Source organism: Alkalibacillus filiformis (assembly GCF_030814115.1).
Lineage (GTDB): Bacteria > Bacillota > Bacilli > Bacillales > Alkalibacillaceae > Alkalibacillus > Alkalibacillus filiformis.
The window spans coordinates 859,764-881,159 of record NZ_JAUSUP010000001.1; the positions used below are offsets into that span (position 1 = coordinate 859,764).

The window sequence follows — 21,396 nt, forward strand, 5'->3', positions numbered from 1 at the left end:
TCTAAAATCCTTACGCGTTAATTTTGTCAATTGTAACTTTTGTGTATGGCTGACGATGACCTTGCTTACGCTTGTAGTTTTTCTTTGGCTTATATTTGAAAACAGTAATCTTACGACCTTTACCCTGCTTTTCAACTTTACCAGTTACAGTCGCACCGTCAACGTATGGAACACCAGCTTTTGTAGTATCTCCACCTACGAAAAGTACTTTGTCAAAAGTCACCTCTTCACCAGCTTCACTATCAAGCTTTTCGATGAATACAGCTTGACCTTCTTCTACTTTTATTTGCTTGCCACCTGTTTCGATAATTGCGTACATACTTGCACCTCCTCTAATTACTCAGACTCGCCATTAAAGGTACTCAACTGAGTTTAAAAACCTTCTCTGAGCGGTTGTAGCACGGGTGCTACATTTAAAAACATAACATATAGATATTATCACGTCTTAAAAAACTTTGTCAATATTTAATTGACCTTCTTCTTGGCGAGATAATAACCAATTAACGTCACCTATTTTATATAATTTATAAGGCGTGTGTAAAGAGCCATTTTGACTAATGTAACATTCAAAGTGGAATCGGTGATGATGAGCGATTCTTTCAATCATCGCCTTCCAATTAACTATTTGGTGAGGTTGTACCTCTACTAAAACACAATCAACATCAGGATTAGCTTCATAAACTAACAAATTCTCTTCAAGCTCTTTATATGAAAATGCATCGGTTATTCCTAAAGACCGTTCATCAACACCTAAAAATTGGTAAATATTTTCATTTATACGCTTTCTCGTAACTTCTAACATCCCGAGTCTAGTAAACCCAACGACATGCACTTGCGCGTCATCGTTTTCCGCTTCTTCACGGAATACATTCATGACCATTTGCTGTTCACGCTTAGTTTTCATATTTAGAAAATCAATTACAATCGCTCCTGATATGTTACGATTACGAATTTGTTTTGCACTTTCTTTAGCTGCTTTTACGTTAATGTCCATATACGGGGGATGTTTGCTCGTCTCATCCTTGAATGAGCCAAAATCAACATCAATGGCTGTTAAGGCTTCTGTTTGGTCAATTGTGATTGTTGCACCGTTATTAAGCTTAACATGACGGTTTGCTAACAACTCATACAGTTCCGTTATTGAAATCGGTTTATTTGAATAAAATTGCCGATCATACTGAATTAAATGACTAAGGTGATCAAAAGATTGTTTATATATTTGCACCTTGTCTAAGTCATCAACAATCAATTCATCAACAGCACTACATGAAACACTTCTTAGAAGCTGGCTAAATAAATTTTGCTCTTTTAATAGAACACCTTTACTTTGGTTATGACGACTGACGGTGTCCCACTTAGATTTTAATTGATTATATTGCTGTTTTAATTCATTATAATCTAATTGTCCTGCAACCGTTCGAGCAACGACACCTCCATGATCAACAATATGGTCCAACTTCTCTTTAAGTTGTTCTTGCTCATCAGTATTTAACTTATTAGATATGTTAATAGAGTTCTCTAATGGCAAATATACTAAAGCATCGCTTTTTAACTGGATCATGGTACTTAAAGAAGCTTTTTTAGTTTTCGTTGCCAAACGCTCAACTTGTAAAATTAAGCGCTCTCCTTTATGTACTTGACCATTATAAACGTTTTCAAATGCCAAATAGGCCAAATCGCTTTGGCCTATATCGACAAACGCTGCTTTTAACCTTTTATCAACTTGATGTATTATTCCTGAAACAATATCACCAACTTGAAGGTGCTCTGCTTTTTGATATTTTATATTTGTTAAATGACCATCCTCGAAATCGTAGATCATTTGATGGGATGTTTTCGTTTGTAAGTATATTTTCCTCATTTAGACTACCTCTGCCTTTATCTTCTCGTCAGATATTGTGCGATCGCGGTTAGTAAACAAGATTTTCAAACATTCATCCTCACTTAAGATGATATCTTGTCCGATGTGGATATAGTGATAACAACCTTTCTTAAACAACTTTACTAATTCATTAACGGGAGTTCCACTTGGGACTTGAAGCAATTGAATGTCTGAACGATCCACATTTTGAACAAAGTACCTCGATAGGAGATGCTTTAATAAAAAGACATGTTTCTCTCTCCACGTAAACCAATTATCTAACAATAAAAATATAGAAATCCATGTTACTTGAATATTATACCAACCTACAAATAATAGTATACCATTTAAGAAACCAATTAAAATAATTGAAACTAACGTCATTGTAGCAATAGATTTATGAAACGAGAGTAGTTTATTTAAACCAATAAAAATAACTCTTCCGCCATCTAACGGAAGAATTGGTAATAAATTAAAAAGAAGAATAGCCGTATTCATCGCCAGTAAAAGGAACAAAAAGCTTTCCTGCACCCCAATATAACTCAATATGAAAATTGCCCCATACAACCATACATGTTGAATTGGACCGGCTATAGTTACAATCAATTCCTCTTTACTCGGTCTATTATAGTAATCTTCTGTTTCCATTACACCACCAAATGGCCATATAACAATTTTAGATACATTCCATTTAAAATATCTAGCTGCTATATAATGTCCCATCTCATGAATGAACACGATTAAAGTTAAACAAAACAATTCTACAAATAGCCCAAAAAAGTATGCGACGACACATAAAATCATAAATAGAGGGTGAAGTTGTATTTTTTGAACAACTGCCATATTAATCTCCTAAAATGACTTGTAATGGGTCAATATAATCTTCTCCATCTTGTACAGCAAAATATAAATTTGAATGTCCTACTAGTTCATCAGGTTTCACCGTTGCCATCTTTTTAGTTGGATCGACGAATTGATAATGAAAGACATCTATTTCAGCTAGGTTACCGTACACTGTTTTCTCACCACTTTCATGTTGAACAATGATCGTTCGCCCTGTATCGGGCATATTACCAGCAAATAAGACAGTTCCACGCTCAACAGGGTAAACACCCTTTTCTTCATGAATTTCTATATACACACCTTCAGAAGCTTCTGTCACTCTATCGACATGCAACCCACTGACTGGTACTGTATCAACCATTTGGTCCTGTTGACTTGCTGGTTGATCCAATGCTGTAGATACGAACAGTGAAGAAAAGTGGGAATCATACCAAGCTTGTACCGTCGCAAAAGGCATGTCCTCTGTCAACCACCCATGAACTTGTTTTTGCGCTTGATTCATCCAAGGCGCAGGTGAATAGTAAATAAAAAAAGTTAAAAAGAATATAAATGCAGATAACAATAGCTTGGACATATAAGAAGCTTTAATTCTCGGAAAACCTTGTGAATCATACTCAGATAAAGGCATGTATCCATGGCTTTCTTCACGAGAAGGCAAATACGGAGCATCTTTTTCTAGTTTTGAACGTTGAGTCTTTTTTCTCTTCGAAATACTATGTCTAATTTCATTTAGTTTTCTACTCATATTTCACCATTCCTTTTCTCATTTGTACTAGCCTATTCGGAATAAGTGAAAATATGATTAAGTTAATAGATAAACAGAATTTTTATACAAAGTGAAAGAAGTTTGTGTTAGAACTACACTAATACAAAAAACCGAACGAAATCAGAAATAGACTTCGTCCGGGTTTATCTTTTTACAACTATCCTTCTTCGGTCTCCTACTTATTTCATACCTAGTAGTTTTTTTACTTTAACCATGATTCCTTTGTCTTCATCGAAAGACATTAATGGTACTGATTCTCCTAGAATACGTCTAGAGATATTACGGTAACAAATTGAAGCCTTCGTATCTGGCTGAAAAGCGACTGGATTACCATGATGCGAAGCTCTAATTACATCTTCATCATCCATAATGACACCTAACAATTCAACTGACAGCGTCGATACGATATCATCAACGTCTAACATATCACCACTATCCATCATATGCTTTCTAATTCTATTAATAACAAGATGTGGTGGTTCTAGTTCTTCTTGTTCTAACAACCCAATAATTCGATCAGCATCTCTAACGCTAGATTTTTCAGGAGTTGTTACGACGATTGCTTTATCCGCACCAGCTACAGCATTTTTATATCCTTGTTCAATACCAGCAGGACAATCGATTAATATGTAGTCATAGTCCGGCTTTAATTCATCAATTAATTCTTTAATACCTTCAGGCGTCACTTCATTTTTATCACTTGATTGAGCTGCAGGTAATAAGTGTAAGCAATCAAAACGTTTGTCTTTCACTAAGGCTGCTTGGAGTTTACAACGCCCCTCAACAACATCAACAATATCAAAAATAATTCTATTTTCTAAACCTAAAATAACATCCAAGTTACGCAGACCAATATCTGTATCAATCAAGCATACCTTTTTATCTTGTAAAGCTAAAGCTGTTCCAATATTGGCTGTTGTCGTTGTCTTACCTACTCCACCTTTACCAGAAGTAATAACTATTGCTTCCCCCATTTTATAATCCCCTTTCTACTATATCCGTTAAGTTTGGCCGGATTTTTTGAAGGTTATGTATTTGGTCCAGCTCGATCTGTCCAGTTTCTTGATTAATATATGCAAATTCTTGGCTTGAACCTTGCACCTCATAATCAGGTGCCCTACTAATTTTATTAGCGATTCTAATTTGGTTAGGGTTCATATAAGATGCTACAACAACATGCTCTGTCCCCTCAGCATAACCAGCATGAGCTATACCTTTCAATTGTCCCATTACAAATATGTTGCCAGTAGCGTTCACAGTTGCACCTGGATTAATATCACCTAAAATTAAAGCATCACCTTCAACATGTAACACTTGTCCAGACCTGACAGTTTTAACAAACGGTTTGATTGTCGTTTGGTCAAACCACGTTAACGCTTCTTCATGCGACAACACATTTGACTCAATTGACTTCACTTTTAATGAGCTTTGTTCTTCCACCACTTGCCTAATCTCATCTAGTTGCCAATCTTGTAAATATCTGTTCTGACAATTTATAATGACTTCTGTCGTATTTTCAATTGTTTCTGATTTCATTTGACTACCTAATTCATTTAATAAGGCTTTAAATGAGCATTGATCATCTAAATATACAATAATCCCTTCATTTGTACCTTTCATTGTAAGATAGAGATTAGCTTCTGTCATCTTGGGACACCCCATTACTACTTTTATTTCTCTAATTCATACTTCCATTTTACTAGTTTTTTAATAAAAATAGGGTATATTATGAATAAAAATAATATATTTATTAATAACGTAGGAATTAAACGATTGATCAAATAAGCATTAAAGCTTAAATCCACCTGTCCAATAATGAAGTATAAACTATAGATTAAGACCTCCGCTGCTGCCAATCCTAAAATAGAAAATAACAAAACGACTAAAAGGTTTTTGTGAAGATAGCGCTTTAACACATGTACCATATATAGCGCCAAACCATAAGCTAAAAAATACACACCTAAAATATTTGTATAAACTAAGTCTGTAAGAAATGCAAAGGCTAGTCCATTTATAAGACCTACATAACTATGCTCTCGGTCATAAAACGTTACAATTAAAATGGCAAAAATCAATGTCCAATGCGGAATATAGTATAAACTATCAAGCCAAAAAGACTGCGGAATTAGCTCAACAGCGACACTTTGAGACACAAAGAAAATAAACATAAACAAAGGTAGAAGGAAGACTCTCATTACTCTTCCTCCTCTTCATCAATAACGGTTGAATGCAAATCGCGATCAACAACCATAACTTGGCTTATATCTTGTAAATTTGCTGCCGGTTCTACATACGCAACTTTAGTTAATCCATATGAATCTAATTCAATTGAGCTAACCTCACCTATAAGAATCCCTCTAGGGAAAACGCCTCCTAAACCAGAAGTTACAACAGCTTGTCCCTCTTCAAGCTCATCTTCTCCAGTCAGCTCGCGGAAAACTAACTTCTCTGTATCACTATCATATCCTTCAACTAAACCGAAAATCGAATCATCACCATCAACGATCGCAGAAACTTGATGTTCTGTACCAAACCCACTTAACAACTGAACCGTTGACGTTAATTGTGAGGCATTAATCACTTTACCAACCATGCCTTCTGCTGTTCTTACAGCCATATTAGCTTCAACACCATGTTGTTTACCTCGATTAATGGTCACTTGTTGAAACCATCTTTCTGGACTTCTAGCGACAACTGAAGCATTTAGTGTTTGATAATCGGTAAGTGTTGACTCAACTTCAGCCATTGCCCTTAATTCTTCATTTTCATTTTCTAATTCATTGACTTGATAAGCTAACGTTTTATAATCTTGTAATTCTTCTTTTAACACTTTATTTTGTTCATATACATTTTTTATTTCCCCAACGGAATCAAAAATTTCAACAAAATAATTTAACGGTGTGTGTAATATATTTTGAAAGAATCCGACTGTGTCAATTGCAAACTGAGCTGGTAAACTCTCGCCACTATCGGACCTTAGTGAATAACCAATTAAACTGACAATTAGTATAATCCCTACTAAAAATACAATTAGTTTTCTCTTTCTTAAAAACGATGGCATAAACGTTACACCTTCTCTTAATTTAGCGTATTTCTTTCTGCAACATTTGGTGCATTTTTGAAGTGTTCAAGTTGATCTAAAGCTCTGCCAGTACCAATTGCAACACACTCTAAAGGATTTTCTGCAATGAAAACTGGCATATCAGTAGCATAACTTATTTCCTCATTTAAATATTTCAATAATGCTCCCCCACCTGTTAAGACAATGCCTGTATTTATAATATCTGAGGACAATTCTGGTGGTGAGCTCTCAAGTGTGTTTTTAATTGCTTCGATAATTGCTTCTACCGTTTCACTAATAGCTTCAACTACTTCTTCACTATGAATTGTAACAGTTTGAGGAAGTCCTGTGACAAGGTCACGACCTCTAATGTCCATTTTACCACGTTGATCGTCATTACGTGCAGCACCTAATTCAAATTTTAACTGTTCTGCTGTTGATTCTCCAATTAACAGACCATGTTTTTTACGAATATACGTAATAATTTGTTGATCCATTTTATCTCCAGCCATACGAATCGATTTGCTAGTAACAGTACCGCCTAAAGAAATAATTGCAACTTCTGTCGTGCCTCCTCCAATGTCAACAACCATATTACCAGTAGGCTCCCAAACAGGTAAGTCAGCACCTATTGCTGCTGCAAATGGTTCTGAAATTGGATATACTTCTTTAGCACCAGCTTGTTTAGTAGCATCAAGCACAGCTCGTTCCTCTACCATTGTAATCCCTGAAGGAACGCACACAATCACATTTGGCTTAGCTGAGAAGATTGACTTTGCTTTATGAACTTTACTTACGTAGTAATTCATCATAGCAGCTGTCGTATCAAAATCTGCAATTACACCGTCTTTCATTGGACGAATAACTGATATATTCTCTGGTGTTCTTCCCACCATCTTTTTCGCTTCATTTCCAACTGCAGAAATTTCATTAGTATGCTTATTTACTGCTACAACAGTTGGTTCATTTAATACAATACCTTTATTTTTCACAAAAACAAGCGTATTAGCCGTACCTAAATCTATACCGAAATCTCGGTTCATAAATGATGTTCCCAATCTTGATCGCCCCTCTGTAAAAATAAGATTGATACTATAAAATACGCTTTTAATGTTTAAAACATGAATAAGCACCACAATTATTTAAAACTCTTTAATTGATGGTGCTTAAAAACACTTTATTATATATATTATACGAAAAATAATTCAAAATAGATAGGTTAACACGGTTCAAATATATGTGATTTTTTAACTATTTTTTATGAAAATATTAATTAAAACTAAACTATAAGTACCCCTTTTCTTTCATTGAAATATACTTATGGTCCCCGATGACTAAATGATCTAATAACTCAATCCCTACGACTTTACCTGATTCATACAATCTTCTCGTTACATGGACATCTTCATTTGATGGGGAAGGATCTCCTGATGGATGGTTATGAGCACAAATGACTGAAGCAGCCGAATGTTTAATAGCTTCTTTAAACACTTCACGAGGATGAACAATAGAAGAATTAAGACTACCAATAAAAAATACAACGCAACAAAGTGTTCTTGTTTTAAGCCACGCAAATCCTCCATTAAGAAATTAGCACCATCTTCTGGGCTCCTAATTACATATTGATCACTCGTCTTATAAGTATGGATTCGCTTACCTAATTCTAACGCTGCCATCAATTGTACCGCTTTAGCTACACCGATACCATTAATGCTTGTTAACTCATTAATCGAGGCATCTCTTAGCAGTAACAAACCTTCGAAGTGTTTTAATAAACGTGTAGCTAACGATATTGCTGATTGGCCCTTAGAACCACTGCCAATTAAAATAGCTATTAACTCATGGTTAGATAAAGCTTGTGGCCCTACTTCAATTAACCTTTCTCTTGGTCGGTCACTTTCAGGTACATCTCTAATTAAAATGTTATTACTCAATATACATGCTCCTCTCATAAAACATAGACATGTATATTTTAAAAAACTACTTATAATAAAACAAAAAGGGAAAAACTCATTTTCCCTTTTATAAACTTGAATTAAATTCTGTGATTTGTTTTGAAGAAACAAAACGCTCCATTTTTTAAAATTTAAACTAAATTGCATCATAAAATAAATAAATTGTTAAAAGTAAGGTTTTATTTTGTAGAAGTTGTTCACCTTCATTACTGGCATGATCCGTTATAATATTAATCGCCTCGTCTAAATAGTTGTGATCACTATAATGATTAGGTAGTTGTGATAACCAGTCTTCTACACGTTCTCTCCATTCATCATTCAGTTCCGTTTGCTGAATAAGCTCTTCACCATGGATTAGCCAATCATGAACAGCTCCTGGAACTTCTACTTCCTCACTTGAAAATGTCCAAGTTTTACTTATATAATCTTCATTTCTTTCAAGACCATTCGATTCAAAGTAATTAATAACTTCACTTTCTAAAGAAGAGTCCTGTAACAAACTCGTTAACAGCACATATTGACCATTATCTTCTGTCACAACCGAAGGAATTAAGTCTAAGTGCAACTGCATCTCTCTAGCATTTTCCTCCGAAGAGAAAACCCCCAATTGGAAAACTTCATGCGTGGATAAGTTCGTTTGAAACACCGTCGAATCACCTTGGTTACTCACACCTTCACTCTGTCCTTCTTCTCCTTCATCATCATCTTGAGTACCAATTGTCTCAACAGGAGTCCCGACAGGGGTTTGATCAGTAGACAAGTCAAAGAAATACATCATTGCGAATCCGAATAGTGTTCCTAAAGCAACAGCTAAAATAACCGCTCTTAGTACAGTAACTGAAAACTTCTTTTTACTAGAGAAACTATGTATCCCTCTACTTTTCGGTGTCAAAACTTGTTCTAAGTCATGTGAACGATGGTCTTTAGAATCCTGATTAATTGTTACTCTAACCTTTTTACGCTCGTCCATATTTTAACCACCTTCATCCTTATTGGTTGAAATCCTATCATATTTCAACTAAAAAAAAGATAAAATTGTGTCATATAGTTTATTCAATTTCAGACAAAAAATGACCCCTACTTTAAAATAGGGGTCACTTTTCATGAGCATATTCGGATTAGTTAGTTACATTGCAACAGCTGCTGATGCAACACGATTCTTACCACTCCGCTTAGCACCTACATACATTGAACGGTCAGCTTGTCTGATAAGTTCTTCAGGAGATTCACAATGATCAGGGTAAGTTGCAACCCCGATGCTTGCTGTTACATATACTTTTACTGAATCTTCTCCTTCAATCATATGTTCATAAACGACAAATGGATCTTTAGCAATCATAAAGCGTATATCTTCAGCTAGTTTAATTGCGTCTTCGTGTTCAAGGTCTTTTATAAGTACCGTGAACTCCTCACCACCGTAACGAGCTATAATCCCACGGTCACCAACATATTCTTCTAGTCTTCTAGCTAACTCTATTAAAACCTCGTTACCTGCCTCGTGACCATATGTATCATTTAACTTTTTAAATGAATCGAGGTCAAATAAAATAACGGATAACTTTTCCTCTAAGCCTTTTTCCATTAAATCTAGTGCATAACCTTCTAAGTGCTCAGTAAAATACCGATAGTTATATAAGCCTGTTAATCGATCACGTTGACTTTTGTTTTTCTCTGACTGATAGTGCCTTGCATTTTCAATTGCAACTGAAAGAAAGTTACCAAGAATTTCGAGCAACATTAGGTGATATTTTTCGTAGGCTCTTACATGCTTAGATGCAATAACTAGAACACCAACGACATTGTTATTCCTTAAAATTGGAACTCCAATTACACTGTGAACTTGCTCCGGGAGCTCTATCCCAGGTATACTCCTTAACTGATTACGCTTAAGAATGATGGAAGCTTTTTGCTTTTTATAAATTTGACCTGCAAACCCTTCACCATAACTTAAAGACATCTCGTCAGTTTTCTCTTTACCTTCACTTCCTACATAACGAATCAAGTGCATTGATTGTGTAGAATTGTTAATATCATAAACATATATATAAGACATCGGAATTAAATTCTCTACTCTTGCTATAAACGTATCGAGTACGTCTTTCACATTTAACTTCTTCGACAATTCATGACCGATTTCACTCGTCTCATGTAAATAAGTGTTTACTCGTCTACCCTTATGGTATGTAGAAATTACGACTGAAAGTAATATCGCTGGAAAACTAACGATGAGAATGCCAGGAATCCCAATCTCTAAATATAGTATATAAAGAATGATGCCAATTGGAGTAATCATAGCTGTTGTTAAACTATCAATAAATAAAGATTTGGGAACTGCAGTGAACTTATTACCTTTAACATAAACATCAATGATCGTTAAAAGAAACTGGTTAACAACAATTGACCCTACCACATAGCCGACTAGTGGTATGATTTCATCAAGTGTACTTAATGATAGTACGCCGTGAGTTCCACCTAACGCATAATATACTACTGCCGCAAAAATTGAGGTTAGAAGAAGCATGGTTGAGTTTGTTGCAATTCTATGAAACTCTGATTTTTTTAGCCTAATCTTTATAAATAGTGCAACTAATGCGAGTTGAGTAATTATAATTTCGGCAAATAAACCAAAATATAAAAACACAGCAAAACTTACACCGTTTATGAAGAAAATCGTAATAGACCCAACTTGAATTGGAAAAGCAGCTACAGCACAAACCACAATCGCAAAGGCTAGTAGATCTAACCAATATCCTGTAAAGTTAGGTTCAATTGCTATGTACAAGTATGCCAATGAGGTCGGAAACACTGCTAACCATATAAGCCAAACGATAACATTTTTAGATTTTGACATATAAAGGCCCCTTTTTTAAGGAAATCATTCTCTCGGTTTAGTTATTTTCCTTTAACGATTGTTTTACTTCAGATATAAAATATAAAGATCCTGTAACGACTAACACTTCATCTGTCTCTAAAGCCTCTAACGTTGAGTTGTACGTATTTTTCCAGTCCTCTACTACTTTAACATTACCATTTTCATACTTTTCTTTTAGTTCATAATACCCATAATTATTAAAAAAGTCAAACGTTGTAAGCGTTATATTATTATAATTTTTAGATAAAATTGACAACATTTCATTAATTGGCTTATTTTGTATGAACGAACATAAAATGGTTACTTTCTTCGACTCATACCTATTATTAATCGTTGTGACTAAAGTCTTAATTGCTTCAACATTATGAGCACCATCTAGAATCACATCAGGCCCTTTCTGAATTAATTCAAATCGACCCGGCCAATATGCTTTAAAGATTCCTTTATATATAACTTCCTTTTGTATAGGGAATCTTTCAATGGTTGCTAACGTCAAGTAACTTTGAATCGCCAAAGATGCATTATCAATTTGGTGATAGCCTTTCATTGACATTTTAATATCAACAAATTTCATACTTTCATATTCAAAGTGGAAACATTCTTCACCGTTAATAGCATTTGCTATATCATTCTTAAAATCATATCCTAACTGCAATACAGTTGTTTGATTATCTTTTGATCGTTTTTCAATAATCTTCTGCGCTTCAACTTGTTTAACGCCAGAAATTACAGGTGTTGAAGGTTTAATAATACCAGCTTTTTCATATGTAATTTCTTCAAGAGTGTCACCCAAAATATGAATATGGTCATAACCGATTGTTGTAATAACACTAACAACTGGTCTTATAACGTTAGTAGAATCCAACCTTCCTCCTAATCCAACTTCAATAATGGCATAATCAACAGACTGTTCAACAAAGTACATAAAAGACATGACAGTAATAATTTCAAACTCGGTCGGTGCACCATCTTCTGTCGTCGCAAGTTCTTCACAGATTGGACGAACATGTTCAACTAACTGTATGAGGTCCTGAGCTGGAATTGGTTCTCCATTAATACTAATTCTTTCATTAAAGATTTCTATGTAAGGAGAGGTAAAAGTTCCTATTTTAAAGCCTTGCTGTTGCAAAATTTCTCTCAAAAAAGTCGTAGTAGACCCTTTTCCGTTTGTACCCGCGATATGTATTGTTTTAAGCTTTTTGTGAGGTTCACCAAGCTTTTCCAACAAAGTCTCAACTCGACTTAATCCAGGTTTAATTCCAAACTTTAGTTGTTTATGAATCCAATTAATAGCTTCTTGTTCGTTCATTAGCGTCACCCATAGTAAATCATATTTGTAATTGATAAAACACGAGTTGCTCCATCCAAATAGGAGCAACTCATCTTTATAATAATTTATTTAACTTTCTCTAACTCAGCAATTCTCTCTTCAACTAACTTCTGTTTTTCTAAATAATCTTTTTCCTTATCGCGCTCTTCTTGTACTACAGCCTCTGGTGCTTTACTAACAAAGTTTTCATTGGCTAGTTTCTTTTGAACGCGCTCAACTTCACTATTCCACTTTTGTAATTCTTGCTTTAATCTATCTATTTCGTCATCAATATCGATTAATCCTTCTAACGGGAAGAAAATTTCTGCACCAGTGACAACTGCACTTTTAGATTGTTCAGGTACATCAATATTAGTATCCATGATCAATTGTTCAGGGTTACAAAAACGATTTAAATACACTTCATTTTTATTTAGTTCTGAAACAATTTCCTCATCATTAGCTTTAATCATAATTTTAATTTCTTTAGACATTGGTGTATCGACTTCAGCACGTACGTTTCTTACAGAACGGATGATTGATACAAGTCGCTCCATTTCTTTACGTGATTGTTGATTGTTATAAGCCTCGTTTACTTCTGGCCAGCTTTGGACGGTAATAGAATCTCCTTTATGAGGGATGTGCTGCCAAATTTCCTCGGTAATAAACGGCATAAACGGATGAAGCATTCTAAGGATATTATCTAATGTTACAACTAACACCGATTTCGTCGTTTTCTTAGCCGCTTCATCATCACCGTAAAGAGGCAACTTAGCCATTTCGATATACCAATCACAGAACTCATCCCAGATGAAGTTATACAAGTATCGACCCGCTTCACCGAAATCATAACGGTCGATATTTCTCGTTACATTTTCAATCGTTTCATTTAACCTAGTTAAAATCCACTCATCAGCTAACGATTTTTCACCCGATAAATCAATATCTTCATATTGAAAATCATCTAAGTTCATAATAACAAATCGTGAAGCATTCCAAATCTTATTATTGAAGTTCCATGTCGCTTCAACTTTTTCCCAATGGAAACGTAAGTCCTGGCCTGGAGATGAACCAGTTGATAAGAAATAACGTAATGAGTCGGCACCATACTGATCAATGACGTCCATTGGATCAACACCGTTGCCTAATGACTTGCTCATTTTACGACCTTCAGCATCTCTTACAAGACCGTGAATCAATACATCTTTAAACGGACGTCGGTCCATGAAATGTTTCGTTTGGAAAATCATTCGTGATACCCAGAAGAAAATAATATCATATCCTGTTACTAACACATCAGTCGGGAAGTAACGGTTTAAGTCATAACTCTCTTCATCAGGCCATCCCATCGTTGAGAAAGGCCACAATGCTGATGAGAACCAAGTATCTAATACATCTTCATCTTGTTCCCAATTTTCCACGTCTTCTGGAGCTTCACGTCCTACGTAAACTTCTCCCGTTTCCTTGTGATACCATGCTGGAATTCTGTGTCCCCACCATAGCTGACGAGATATGCACCAATCACGAATATTTTCCATCCAGTGTAAATACGTCTTCTCAAAACGGTCTGGAACAAAATTCACTTGATCATCCGTAGACTGCATTTCCACAGCCTGTTCTGCTAATGGTTCCATATTAACGAACCATTGCGTTGAAAGGTATGGTTCAACGACTGCATCACTTCGTTCAGAATGGCCTACTTGATGAGTGTGATCTTCAATGTTAAACAACACACCTTCATCTTGAAGGTCTTTAACAATCTGCTTTCTGCATTCAAAACGATCCATACCATTATACTTACCTGCATTTTCATTCATAGTTCCGTCTTCATTCATCACAAGTACACGTTCCAAATTGTGACGTTCACCAATTTCAAAGTCATTTGGGTCATGTGCAGGTGTTATTTTTACAGCACCAGATCCGAATTCCATATCAACATAATCATCTGCAACAATTTCAATTTCTCGCCCCACAATCGGCAACACTACTGTCTCGCCGATCAAGTCTTTATATCGTTCATCTTCTGGATGGACAGCAACCGCTGTATCACCAAGCATTGTTTCAGGACGCGTCGTAGCCACTTCAATATGTCCTGACCCATTCTTCAATGGATACTTCATATGATAAAAAGCACCTTGAACTTCTTTATAAATGACTTCAATATCTGATAAGGCTGTTTGAGTATTTGGGTCCCAATTAATAATGTACTCTCCACGATAAATGAGTCCTTGTTCATAAAGTGATACAAACACTTCACGAACCGCCTGTGATAACCCGTCATCTAAAGTAAATCGTTCTCTAGAGTAGTCAACTCCTAATCCGAGCTTTTCCCATTGAGCACGAATGAAAGAAGCATATTCTTCTTTCCAATCCCAAGACCTTTCTAAAAACTTCTCACGTCCTAAATCATGACGATTTTGTCCATCTTCCTTTAATTTACCTTCTACTTTAGCCTGTGTTGCAATACCTGCGTGGTCCATTCCAGGTAACCAAAGGACATCATAACCTTGCATACGTTTATAACGAGAAATAATATCTTGCAATGTCGTATCCCAAGCATGACCTAAGTGCAAACGCCCTGTAACGTTTGGTGGTGGGATTACAATTGTAAATGGTTCTTTCGTCTCATCGTTTTTTGCTTCAAAATATTTACCCTCCACCCAAAACTGATACCGGTCTTTCTCTACTTCAGTTGGGTTGTATTTCGGTGCCATGGAAGTTTCGTTGTGTTCATCCATAAAATATTCCTCCTTATTGATCGTTTAATCACCATTGAAAATAAAAAAAGCTTTTCGCCCAATAAAGGGCGAAAAGCTTTGGCTTCAATCGCGGTACCACCTTTGTTTATGAGTATTAACATACTCTACTCATACACTCATACTGGATAACGGTCTTCCCGGCCCCTTCTACTTCAGTTCAAAGGGGCTGCTTATTTCAGAGCGACCTTCCAAGTTTTCAACCCGAGGAAACTTCCAGCCTAGGCTTCCTTCTCTGTACGGGGTCCAACCTGTACTCCTCTCTTACTAGCATTTACGTAACATTTAGTTTGCTATTATTGTATACAAAACCCTTGGAAAAAGTCAATAAATATAAAGCACAACTTTTTATTACGTACATATTGTAGCTAGAGAGGAGGAAATTTTTATGGGTAAATATTATCGTTATCGCTTACCACCTTGGGCAAGGCAATGCATTTTCACAATTGAAAGGTGTATTTTACCGATTATGATTTATCAACTCATTCGAACATTACTTTTTCCTTCTACACTTGATGTATTTTTATCAGGTGCATTAGTTGGTATTTTTGTTGCTTTTTATTTGGAATGGATTTAATTAATGTTCACTCGACTGTTTAATGTTACCTGGAACATATATAACATCACCAGCTTTTAATGTATCACCAGCTTCTAGGCCATTCAAACGTTCTAATTTACTCACAGAGACATGATAATAATTAGCAATAGATTCTAATGTATCTTCTTCTTGGACAAAACGCATACGCATTTGAACTGTCCCCGTCTCTTCATCTTCTCTGAAAAACTTAGATAAGTAGCTAAGACCTTGTTTCGCTTTTGATTTTTTCTGTTCAACTTTTTCGTCAGCGTCATCAACTTCTGCCATCGTATCTGTATCTGTATCTGAGTCTTTACCATATTCATCATCATAATCCTGGTTGTCATCGGCATCTGTTTCTTCTGGCATCGCTGAAACATTAACTTCTTCTACGTTTGAAGTTGTGTCTTCATCAACTTTTTCGTCTTTTTTATTAAAAAATTCTTGAAGAGATTGACTGTCTTTCTTTTTCCAAAAGTCTCTTCCTTTCTCTTCGTCTGAATCTACATCTGGTTCATCGTAAATTTCATCTTCTGTGTCATGTTGATCTTCTTGCTCATATTCATCATATTCGTGATCTTGGCCATCGTCATGTTCATAATCTTCATCTTGCATAGTCGGAAATTCTTTTAATTCAAAGTCTGAGTTAGTTTCTTCATCATCGTAACGTTCTTCAACTGCTTCAACCATTTCAGTTCCATCTAAACGAACATTAGAATAGACTTTTAATGTTTTTGGTTCTGGTAATTCGTAATCGAAATAATCGATGACAACTTGAATATGGTCATCTGTACGAATCCTATTATGTGGAATCGTTATATCAATAGGAATTGGATACTGGAATTCCATAAACCCATTGTCCAACGTGCGTACTTGTTGTACCGTGTTATAATCCTCATCATCTACAATGTACTGTGATTCTTGATCATAATTCGTGGTTTGATAATCACCACGAACAACGAGAACGCCTCTTATTTGTACATAATTACTTTCATGAATGACCTTCACATCAGGATCGATCGCAATGCTGTAAAGGTCATCGATTTCCTCCCCTCGTTTGAAATTGATATTTTCCCGAACTTCAAATTGGTATGGAACTTGTTCATAATTACTCAATCTAAATCCCCCTCTTATGGTCACTTTAATCCATTAGTAATTACTATATGTCTATTACGGGAGATGCAGAACTATGTCCACTTTTATAAACATCTACTAAGTTCTGAGAAAGATTCTAAGTCTGATGTTAAGGCTAGAACAAAACATAAAACCTTAACGAAATCATGTTCTGACTTCTTTAGGGTTTATCTTTATTACCGCCATAGAGCGATGCTAAGTGAGGAAGAAGTACGTGTCAGCCTAGAAAATAAAAATAACCAGCCGAGATTCGTTTGAATCCGGCTGGTTAGATACATTTATAACGAGCTTATTTATACTGTTTAAATGCTTTATTCACTGCTTCAATTGTTTTTTCGATATCTTCATCTGTATGAACAGTTGAAAGGAACATACCTTCAAACTGTGAAGGTGGTAAGAAAATTCCTTCTTCAGCCATCACTTTATAATACTTTGCAAACCACTCTAAATCAGAAGTTTTGGCTGTTTCAAAGTTGACAACTTCTTCGTCTGTAAAGAAGAAACCTAACATTGAGCCCGCACGGTTAACTTGTAACGGTACACCGTAATCTTTTGCGGCCTTTTCAATTCCTTCTACTAAACGGTCTGCTTTACGATTGATCTCATCATATGAAGCTTCTGTTAACTGACTTAATGTCGCATAACCAGCAGCCATTGCTAATGGGTTACCTGATAATGTTCCAGCTTGATAAATATCACCAGCTGGAGCAATCATCTCCATAATTTCACGTTTACCACCGTAAGCACCTACTGGTAAACCGCCACCGATTACCTTGCCTAAGCATGTTAAGTCAGGTGTTACATCAAAATGACCTTGTGCACAATTATAACCTACTCTAAATCCAGTCATCACTTCATCAAAGATGAGTAACGAGTCATGATCATTTGTAATATCGCGTAAGAAACTTAAAAAGTCATTAATTGGTGGTACTACACCCATGTTACCTGAAACAGGCTCAACAATGACAGCCGCAATATCATCACCATACTGTTCAAATGCATATTTAACACTTTCTTGGTCGTTATATGGTACTGTAATTGTATTTTTCGCAATGGACTCAGGTACACCAGGGCTGTCTGGTAAACCGAGTGTTGCTACGCCTGATCCTGCTTTAATTAATAATGAGTCACCATGACCATGGTAATTACCTTCAAACTTTAAAATCTTACTACGCTTCGTATAACCTCTCGCTAACCTTAAAGCACTCATCGTAGCTTCAGTACCGGAGTTAACCATACGGATCATTTCGATAGAAGGTACACGGTCGATTAACAGCTTGGCTAACTTATTCTCATACTCAACGTTAGCTCCAAAGCTTGTCCCTTTCTTCATTACTTCCTGTAACGTTTCAAGCACTTGGTCATGTGCATGTCCGACAATTAATGGGCCCCAACTTAATACATAGTCGATATACTCATTTCCATCAACGTCTTTAATTTTTGAACCTTTACCTTCTTCCATATAAATAGGATCAACATCAACCGAGTTGAAAGCTCTTACTGGTGAATTAACCCCACCTGGAAATAGGTCGACAGCTTCTGAAAATAATTGTTGTGAACGATTAGTCATTGGAACGTCCTCCTTTATTCTTTAATCCATTTTGCGATATCTTTTGCAAAGTAAGTAATAATTAAGTCTGCTCCTGCTCGTTTCATTGAAGTGACTTTTTCTAATACAATTTCCTTTTCATCTACCCAACCTTTTTGTGCTGCTGCCTTAATTAAAGAATACTCTCCACTTACATTATAAGCGACAATCGGTTGGTTATAGCGGTCTTTCAATTCACGCATAATATCTAAATAACTTAAAGCAGGCTTAACAATTAAAAAATCTGCACCTTGTTCAACGTCAGACTCAGCTTCACGTTGAGCTTCTAATCGGTTAGCAGGGTCCATTTGGTACGTTTTACGGTCACCAAATTGCGGAGTGCTATGAGCAGCATCTCTAAACGGCCCGTAAAATGCTGATGCATATTTAACAGCATAGGACATAATTGGAATGTTCTCAAATCCAGCTTGATCTAATCCTTTACGAATTTCAACAACAAACCCATCCATCATATTAGAAGGAGCTATGATATCTGCACCTGCTTTCGCTTGTGACACAGCTGTTTCAACTAACAATGGTAACGTCTCATCATTATCCACGAATTGGTTCTTAATTACGCCACAATGCCCATGAGAAGTATACTGGCATAAGCAAGTATCAGCTACGACAACTAAGTCTGGATATTGTTTTTTTACAAGTCGTGTCGCCTTTTGTACAACACCTTCATCATTGTACGCCTCAGAACCAACGTCATCTTTTTCTTCTGGAACGCCAAATAAAATAATTGATTTAATTCCTAAGCTAACGACTTCTTTAACTTCATCTAATAGATAATCCAATGACACTTGATATACACCAGGCATTGAAGCTACTTCATTCTTTTGCCCCGGCTGTTCAAGAACGAAAATGGGGTAAATCAAATCTTCTGTATGTAATTTCGTTTCACGTACTAAGTCTCTTAGTTGATTGGATGTTCTTAATCGGCGATGACGTGCAAATGGTAAGTCTGACATACTATTCCTCCTTAAAATACTCTTCTACTTCAAAAGCTAAAGCATCGAGTGTATAAGTTTCTGGGACAATGACTTGATTAAAGCCAACTTTATAAGCATAATCGGCAGTCGTCTCTCCTATACAAAAGCAAGGTAAATGTACAGTATTCTGAGCTAATCTTCCACCTAATGCAAAATATGCTTCGATCGATGATGGTGATGTAAAAACAACAGCTGATAATCGACTATTGGTTAGTACATCAATAATAGACTCTTCTTCATCTTGATTAGTTACTGAATCATATACAGTAAGCGTTAAATGGCTTATGTTATGTTGTGTAAATAAATCATCTAAAACGCTTCTAGAACGTGTTCCTTTTACTAAAAGCACATGATTTAATTGTTGTTCTTGTAACATTTGATTCCCCATTCGATCAGCATCGTACACGTCAGGCACAAAATCAGCTACAAAGCCAAAGCTTTTCAACGTTTCAGCTGTTTTACTTCCGACAGTAGCCAACTTTTTACGACGCAACACTTCTTTGGAAATATTGTACTGTTCTAGTAAGTTAAAGAAGTATTTGATTCCATTATGACTAGTGAAAATAATCCAATCGAATGTATTAAGTGAGTGAAGAGTTCGCTCAGCATTTTCCTCATCATACTGAGCGAACTTAATAAGCGGAACCCCTCTAACAGTTACTTGATCAAGGTCTAGTTTAGAAAAAGGATTAGATTGATCTAAGCTTCTTGATAGTAGTATTTCCTTACTTACATTCCTCATTATTTTCCTTCTAACTCTTCTTTCGCTTCTTCTACTAACTTTTTTGCGCCTCTATTAATTAGTAATTCTGCAGCTTTCTCGCCAGCTTCGATTGGATCTTTTGAACGGACTGTTTCTTTTAGTACGGTCTTTCCATCAGATGAAGATACTAATGCTTGTAATACAACGTCATCTTCCTCTAGTACAGCGTACCCAGCGATTGGTACTGAACAACTACCTTCTAATAAACTTAAAAACTTACGCTCAGCTTGTACCGTCCTTGCTGTATACTCATTATTAATTTGATTAATAAGCTGTAGTAAATCTTCATCATCTGCACGACACTCTAACGCTAGTGCACCTTGTCCTACTGCAGGTAAACATATTTCTGGGTCTAGAAACTCTGTAACTAAATCAGTTGACCAACCCATACGTTTAAGTCCAGCTGCTGCTAAAATGATTGCATCAAAATTCTCTTCTTTTAACTTACGTAATCTAGTTTCAATATTTCCACGAATCCATTGAATTTGTAAGTCAGGACGATAAGCTTGTAATTGCGCACCACGACGTAAACTACTCGTACCAATTACTGCGCCTTCCTTTAGGTCATCTAGCTTAACATGATCTTCAGAAATAAAGGCATCACGGTTATCCTCACGTTCTGGCACACATCCTATCGTTAAACCTTCAGGAACTTGTGACGGCATATCTTTCATACTATGGACAGCCATATCAATTTCATGGTTGTACATCGCTTGTTCAATTTCCTTAACGAACAGGCCTTTTCCGCCTACTTTTGATAAAGTAACATCTAGGATCTGGTCACCTTTCGTCACAATCTTTTTCACGTCAAAGCTGTACTCATCTGATACTTTGTTTAATTGATCAATAACCCATTGTGTCTGAGTTAAAGCTAAGTTACTTCTTCTTGAACCGATAATAATGTTACGCATGTTTT

The 21,396-nt window shown here is 35.9% G+C and carries 19 protein-coding genes, 1 pseudogene and 2 other annotated features; of the genes and pseudogenes, 1 reads left to right on the forward strand and 19 read right to left on the reverse strand.

Annotated features, from left to right (window positions below; translation table 11 throughout):
- Positions 1-10: 10 nt before the first annotated feature.
- The 14 genes and pseudogenes from rplU to J2R98_RS04835 all read right to left on the reverse strand — a co-directional run bounded on the left by rplU (position 11) and on the right by J2R98_RS04835 (position 15,405).
- Positions 11-319, reverse strand: a complete 309-nt coding sequence (rplU, locus tag J2R98_RS04770; protein ID WP_307066592.1) for a 50S ribosomal protein L21 — start codon at positions 317-319, stop codon at positions 11-13.
- Positions 320-332: 13 nt separating this feature from the next.
- Positions 333-405: a sequence feature (ribosomal protein L21 leader region), on the reverse strand.
- Positions 406-445: 40 nt separating this feature from the next.
- Positions 446-1,861, reverse strand: a complete 1,416-nt coding sequence (locus J2R98_RS04775; protein WP_307066594.1) for a ribonuclease E/G — start codon at positions 1,859-1,861, stop codon at positions 446-448.
- A complete protein-coding gene (locus tag J2R98_RS04780; RefSeq protein WP_307066597.1) occupies positions 1,862-2,704 on the reverse strand; it encodes a site-2 protease family protein in 843 nt (280 codons plus the stop codon).
- A gap of 1 nt (position 2,705) precedes the next feature.
- Positions 2,706-3,449 (reverse strand): M23 family metallopeptidase, encoded by a 744-nt coding sequence (locus J2R98_RS04785; protein WP_307066599.1) that lies wholly within the window; start codon positions 3,447-3,449, stop codon positions 2,706-2,708.
- Between the two features lie 200 nt (positions 3,450-3,649).
- On the reverse strand, positions 3,650-4,444 hold the full coding sequence (gene minD / locus J2R98_RS04790; RefSeq protein WP_307066601.1) for a septum site-determining protein MinD: 795 nt from the start codon (positions 4,442-4,444) through the stop codon (positions 3,650-3,652).
- Position 4,445: 1 nt separating this feature from the next.
- On the reverse strand, positions 4,446-5,117 hold the full coding sequence (gene minC / locus J2R98_RS04795; protein ID WP_307066604.1) for a septum site-determining protein MinC: 672 nt from the start codon (positions 5,115-5,117) through the stop codon (positions 4,446-4,448).
- A gap of 23 nt (positions 5,118-5,140) precedes the next feature.
- A complete protein-coding gene (mreD, locus tag J2R98_RS04800; RefSeq protein ID WP_307066606.1) occupies positions 5,141-5,665 on the reverse strand; it encodes a rod shape-determining protein MreD in 525 nt (174 codons plus the stop codon).
- Positions 5,665-6,531, reverse strand: a complete 867-nt coding sequence (mreC, locus tag J2R98_RS04805; RefSeq protein WP_307066608.1) for a rod shape-determining protein MreC — start codon at positions 6,529-6,531, stop codon at positions 5,665-5,667. Before mreC ends, mreD begins: the two co-directional genes overlap by 1 nt.
- Before the next feature lie 17 nt (positions 6,532-6,548).
- Positions 6,549-7,574, reverse strand: coding sequence for a rod shape-determining protein (locus J2R98_RS04810; protein ID WP_307066929.1), 1,026 nt, complete (start codon positions 7,572-7,574; stop codon positions 6,549-6,551).
- A gap of 241 nt (positions 7,575-7,815) precedes the next feature.
- A pseudogene (gene radC, locus J2R98_RS04815) lies at positions 7,816-8,453 on the reverse strand (RadC family protein).
- A 169-nt stretch (positions 8,454-8,622) separates the two neighbouring features.
- Positions 8,623-9,456 (reverse strand): hypothetical protein, encoded by an 834-nt coding sequence (locus J2R98_RS04820; RefSeq protein ID WP_307066610.1) that lies wholly within the window; start codon positions 9,454-9,456, stop codon positions 8,623-8,625.
- 156 nt (positions 9,457-9,612) lie between these two features.
- The gene (locus tag J2R98_RS04825; RefSeq protein WP_307066612.1) at positions 9,613-11,337 is read right to left on the reverse strand and encodes a sensor domain-containing diguanylate cyclase; all 1,725 of its coding nucleotides are present in this window, start codon (positions 11,335-11,337) and stop codon (positions 9,613-9,615) included.
- A gap of 37 nt (positions 11,338-11,374) precedes the next feature.
- Positions 11,375-12,667: a bifunctional folylpolyglutamate synthase/dihydrofolate synthase gene (locus J2R98_RS04830; protein ID WP_307066615.1), complete on the reverse strand. Its 1,293-nt coding sequence runs from the start codon at positions 12,665-12,667 to the stop codon at positions 11,375-11,377.
- Between the two features lie 86 nt (positions 12,668-12,753).
- Entirely contained in the window at positions 12,754-15,405 is a 2,652-nt protein-coding gene (locus J2R98_RS04835) for a valine--tRNA ligase (RefSeq protein WP_307066617.1), read from the reverse strand.
- A gap of 61 nt (positions 15,406-15,466) precedes the next feature.
- Positions 15,467-15,703 (reverse strand) — a binding site (T-box leader).
- A gap of 108 nt (positions 15,704-15,811) precedes the next feature.
- Between J2R98_RS04835 and J2R98_RS04840 the strand changes: the two genes are divergently transcribed.
- Entirely contained in the window at positions 15,812-16,000 is a 189-nt protein-coding gene (locus J2R98_RS04840) for a YszA family small membrane protein (protein WP_307066619.1), read from the forward strand.
- Here J2R98_RS04840 and J2R98_RS04845 read toward each other — a convergent pair whose 3' ends face one another.
- The 5 genes from J2R98_RS04845 to hemC all read right to left on the reverse strand — a co-directional run bounded on the left by J2R98_RS04845 (position 16,001) and on the right by hemC (position 21,391).
- Positions 16,001-17,116 carry a LysM peptidoglycan-binding domain-containing protein gene (locus J2R98_RS04845; RefSeq protein ID WP_307066621.1) on the reverse strand — a complete coding sequence of 372 codons (1,116 nt, stop codon included), beginning with the start codon at positions 17,114-17,116 and terminating at the stop codon, positions 16,001-16,003.
- A gap of 307 nt (positions 17,117-17,423) precedes the next feature.
- Positions 17,424-18,704, reverse strand: coding sequence for a glutamate-1-semialdehyde 2,1-aminomutase (gene hemL / locus J2R98_RS04850; protein WP_307066623.1), 1,281 nt, complete (start codon positions 18,702-18,704; stop codon positions 17,424-17,426).
- Positions 18,705-18,718: 14 nt separating this feature from the next.
- Complete coding sequence (hemB, locus tag J2R98_RS04855; protein WP_307066626.1) at positions 18,719-19,696, reverse strand: porphobilinogen synthase; 978 nt, start codon at positions 19,694-19,696, stop codon at positions 18,719-18,721.
- 1 nt (position 19,697) lies between these two features.
- Positions 19,698-20,459, reverse strand: a complete 762-nt coding sequence (locus tag J2R98_RS04860; RefSeq protein WP_307066628.1) for a uroporphyrinogen-III synthase — start codon at positions 20,457-20,459, stop codon at positions 19,698-19,700.
- Complete coding sequence (hemC, locus tag J2R98_RS04865; RefSeq protein ID WP_307066630.1) at positions 20,459-21,391, reverse strand: hydroxymethylbilane synthase; 933 nt, start codon at positions 21,389-21,391, stop codon at positions 20,459-20,461. The genes J2R98_RS04860 and hemC overlap by 1 nt, the downstream gene beginning before the upstream one ends.
- Positions 21,392-21,396: the final 5 nt, after the last annotated feature.

What these genes read in the sequence shown, in the direction of transcription:
- rplU (WP_307066592.1), bottom strand. Translation starts at nt 319, where the DNA reads ATGTACGCAATTATCGAAACAGGTGGCAAGCAAATAAAAGTAGAAGAA.
- J2R98_RS04775 (WP_307066594.1), bottom strand. Translation starts at nt 1,861, where the DNA reads ATGAGGAAAATATACTTACAAACGAAAACATCCCATCAAATGATCTAC.
- J2R98_RS04780 (WP_307066597.1), bottom strand. Translation starts at nt 2,704, where the DNA reads ATGGCAGTTGTTCAAAAAATACAACTTCACCCTCTATTTATGATTTTA.
- J2R98_RS04785 (WP_307066599.1), bottom strand. Translation starts at nt 3,449, where the DNA reads ATGAGTAGAAAACTAAATGAAATTAGACATAGTATTTCGAAGAGAAAA.
- minD (WP_307066601.1), bottom strand. Translation starts at nt 4,444, where the DNA reads ATGGGGGAAGCAATAGTTATTACTTCTGGTAAAGGTGGAGTAGGTAAG.
- minC (WP_307066604.1), bottom strand. Translation starts at nt 5,117, where the DNA reads ATGACAGAAGCTAATCTCTATCTTACAATGAAAGGTACAAATGAAGGG.
- mreD (WP_307066606.1), bottom strand. Translation starts at nt 5,665, where the DNA reads ATGAGAGTCTTCCTTCTACCTTTGTTTATGTTTATTTTCTTTGTGTCT.
- mreC (WP_307066608.1), bottom strand. Translation starts at nt 6,531, where the DNA reads ATGCCATCGTTTTTAAGAAAGAGAAAACTAATTGTATTTTTAGTAGGG.
- J2R98_RS04810 (WP_307066929.1), bottom strand. Translation starts at nt 7,574, where the DNA reads ATGAACCGAGATTTCGGTATAGATTTAGGTACGGCTAATACGCTTGTT.
- J2R98_RS04820 (WP_307066610.1), bottom strand. Translation starts at nt 9,456, where the DNA reads ATGGACGAGCGTAAAAAGGTTAGAGTAACAATTAATCAGGATTCTAAA.
- J2R98_RS04825 (WP_307066612.1), bottom strand. Translation starts at nt 11,337, where the DNA reads ATGTCAAAATCTAAAAATGTTATCGTTTGGCTTATATGGTTAGCAGTG.
- J2R98_RS04830 (WP_307066615.1), bottom strand. Translation starts at nt 12,667, where the DNA reads ATGAACGAACAAGAAGCTATTAATTGGATTCATAAACAACTAAAGTTT.
- J2R98_RS04835 (WP_307066617.1), bottom strand. Translation starts at nt 15,405, where the DNA reads ATGGATGAACACAACGAAACTTCCATGGCACCGAAATACAACCCAACT.
- J2R98_RS04840 (WP_307066619.1), top strand. Translation starts at nt 15,812, where the DNA reads ATGGGTAAATATTATCGTTATCGCTTACCACCTTGGGCAAGGCAATGC.
- hemL (WP_307066623.1), bottom strand. Translation starts at nt 18,704, where the DNA reads ATGACTAATCGTTCACAACAATTATTTTCAGAAGCTGTCGACCTATTT.
- hemB (WP_307066626.1), bottom strand. Translation starts at nt 19,696, where the DNA reads ATGTCAGACTTACCATTTGCACGTCATCGCCGATTAAGAACATCCAAT.
- J2R98_RS04860 (WP_307066628.1), bottom strand. Translation starts at nt 20,459, where the DNA reads ATGAGGAATGTAAGTAAGGAAATACTACTATCAAGAAGCTTAGATCAA.
- hemC (WP_307066630.1), bottom strand. Translation starts at nt 21,391, where the DNA reads ATGCGTAACATTATTATCGGTTCAAGAAGAAGTAACTTAGCTTTAACT.